The 2,698-nt window shown below is 58.9% G+C and carries 3 protein-coding genes; 2 read left to right on the top strand and 1 reads right to left on the bottom strand.

The window, feature by feature from the left end; genetic code table 11:
- Window positions 1-120: 120 nt before the first annotated feature.
- Window positions 121-567, bottom strand: a complete 447-nt coding sequence (locus NW820_RS09290; RefSeq protein WP_011433855.1) for a Fur family transcriptional regulator — start codon at window positions 565-567, stop codon at window positions 121-123.
- 356 nt (window positions 568-923) lie between these two features.
- Here NW820_RS09290 and NW820_RS09285 point away from each other — a divergent pair, with 356 nt between their 5' ends.
- Window positions 924-1,304: a hypothetical protein gene (locus NW820_RS09285; protein WP_414389207.1), complete on the top strand. Its 381-nt coding sequence runs from the start codon at window positions 924-926 to the stop codon at window positions 1,302-1,304.
- Between the two features lie 198 nt (window positions 1,305-1,502).
- On the top strand, window positions 1,503-2,698 hold a 1,196-nt coding region (locus NW820_RS09280), incomplete at its 3' end, for a D-alanyl-D-alanine carboxypeptidase (protein ID WP_414407329.1).

Genomic DNA, 2,698 nt, shown 5'->3' with positions numbered 1-2,698 from the left:
TTGGCCTCACGGGAGCTATTCTGGCATTTCCTCCCGTTGACGGGATCCCCATCCTCCTACCAGCCCAGTACAGTTCCCCTTCTGGGAAAGCATGAGAACCTGAGCTTTGGGAATTTTTGGCTACAAAATCGAGCGCTGCCCTTCTGGGCTGATACCAATAATGGTGAGCTGGCAATCCAACACTTTGAAACCGTACTTTTCTGCCACCTTCTGGGTGATGTTAAGAATGGCGTTGTTTTTGAACTCGATCACCTTGTTGGTCTTGACGCACACCAGATGGTGGTGGTGGTGGGGGGCCGGCTGGTTGATCTCGTAATGTTTGTGCCCTTCGGTCAGTTCCAGTTCTCGCAAAATGCCCATGCGGGACATCAGCTTGACGGTGCGGTAAATGGTGGAAAGGCTAATGTTGTGGCCTTCTTCCCGCAACTTTTTGTGCAACTCCTCCGCGCTCAGATGCGTGCCCTCAGGCAAGTTTTGAAACGTTTGCAGGATGATCTCCCGCTGCCGAGTGGCTCGCCAGCCTTTGGCATTGAGCTCTGCCTTGAACGCCTCTTCGGTGTAGACCATGATGCCGCCCCTCCGCTGTTGGGCAACGTCGCCGTAACAGTCAATAAGTTCTGTAATTGATAATAACTTCATTTATGACGACACCACCCGACTTGGTTGCTGAAGACATCGTTCAGGCTCAGTTCAGGCCCAATAGAACAGGGACGCAACTGAGGCGCATGGGCTGCCGGGAGAGCCTCGGGAAGGGTGCGGGAAACCCAATCCCTCATCCATCCGGGATGAGCTAGCCTACAGAGCAGGGCTATGTGGCGGACTGTTTCTGGTGTTCGGGCGCGCCTAGGCTAACATACTCAAGAAAAGGCCCGCGGCATCCTGACAGCGTTGGCAAGCGTAGTGATCGGGGAAGGAAAACGAAAATGCGGTTTGAGCAGCCCAAAACCTATTCCATTTCTCTGGGTGGCTGGGGGTTCTGGCTGGGATCCCTGGCGTTGGCAGCTTTGCTGACCAGTGTCGGGCTGGGGTGGCTGGTCGCCGGATTGGTGGCTCTGTTGCTGTTTTTGCTGTCCTTGCCGGTATTGGTGCTCCTGGCCTTTCGCTGGTGGGCGCGCCGCTGGATTACCACCGATCGCTGCCCGGTGTGTGGGTCAGAATCGCAAGCCATTGAGGGCAGCCATTTCTTTTGCCCCAATTGTGGAGAGCCGCTGTTTGTTGCAGACGGACGTTTTTATCGGCAAACGCCCCCCGGCACCATCGATGTAGAGCCTGTGGAAGAGGGTGGCTGGGAATTGACGAGCTGATGCCCCCTCGGTTGCCGGGATGTTTAGAGGGTGTTTTCCGTGAAAAGTGCTATGCCTGCGGCACCCCATGGTGCTACACAACACTGTTGCTCCGCAACGCTGACGCCACGGCACGAACGACATCTGTGGGGCTGGCCCGGTAGGCGGCTGGTTTCGAGCTGGGTTGGGCTGCTCTCGGCGGCCACTCTGTTGCTGAGTTTGTCTCCCACTTCTCAGGCGACGGAGCAGGGATCCCTGCAACCTCAGGTGGAAACCTATCTGGCTCAGTTGGCCGGTCGGGGGTTTTCGCCCGCGGCTCAGGGGGTTTGGCTGCAGATGGAGGATCCTTCGCCTCAGCGGGACAGAATCCTTGTTTTGGGACAGCATCAGGGATCCACACCCTTGCCGGCTGCTTCTTTGACCAAGGTGGCAACGACCCTGGCCGCTTTGCAGCACTTTGGCCCGCAGCACCGCTTTGTTACCACCTGGCTGGCCACTGGCCCCTTAACTGCTGAGGGAGTTCTACAGGGGGATCTCTGGGTTCTGGGGGGGGAGGATCCCTTGTTCGTCTGGGAGGAAGCCTTCTCCGTCGGCAACCTGCTCAATGCCTATGGGATCCGCCAGGTGCGCGGGGATCTGGTGGTGGTGGGCCGCTTTTACATGAACTTTTCCCGGGATGTGGCGCAATCGGGATCCCTGTTGCGGCAGGGGCTGGATGCGCGGCGCTGGCCGCCAGAGGCGGAGGCCCAATTTCAAACCTTACCCCCCGGCACACCCAGACCGCAGGTGGAGATTTTGGGCTCGGTGCGGGTTGCCCAGCAGATCCCGCCCGGCGCTCAGGTTTTGCTCAGACATGAGTCCCCCCCCCTCATTCACCTGGTCAAGCTGATGAACCTCTACAGCAACAACTCCATGGCCGAGATGTTGGCCGATGCGGTGGGGGGAGCAGACCAAGTGGCCCAAATCGCCCGGGCCATCGCCGGGATCCCGGCAGAAGAGCTGCAACTGATCAACGGCTCCGGGTTGGGGGTGGAAAACCGCATTTCGCCGCGGGCCAATGTAGCTTTGCTTCGAGCGATCCAATCTCTTCTGGAGGAGCAGGGGCTCTCTCTTGCCGATGCTTTTGCCGTCGTCGGCCAGGATGTGGGGGTGTTGGAGCGGCGTCTGTTGCCAGGGATCCTAATTGCCAAGTCGGGCACCTTGAGGAGCGTCAGCACCTTGGCGGGTGTACTGCCAACCGCGCAGGGGGACATTTGGTTTGCCCTGATGAATGGCGGATCCGATCTGGTCGGCTTTCGCACCCAGCAGGGACAATTCCTCAGCCAGCTCCAGTCCCAATGGGGATCCCCTGCCACCTTGCCTGAGCGTTGGATCCCTCGCTCTGGGGATACGGGATCCCGCACGGAGCTGAACCC

Source organism: Synechococcus sp. R55.7, from assembly GCF_047461955.1.
GTDB lineage: Bacteria > Cyanobacteriota > Cyanobacteriia > Thermostichales > Thermostichaceae > Thermostichus.
The sequence above is the reverse complement of the archived record's forward strand: the minus strand, read 5'-3'. Positions and strand labels throughout refer to the sequence as shown.

Bases quoted from the DNA above. Each gene is read 5' to 3' on its own strand.
- NW820_RS09290 (WP_011433855.1), bottom strand. From the start codon at position 567: ATGGTCTACACCGAAGAGGCGTTCAAGGCAGAGCTCAATGCCAAAGGC.
- NW820_RS09285 (WP_414389207.1), top strand. From the start codon at position 924: ATGCGGTTTGAGCAGCCCAAAACCTATTCCATTTCTCTGGGTGGCTGG.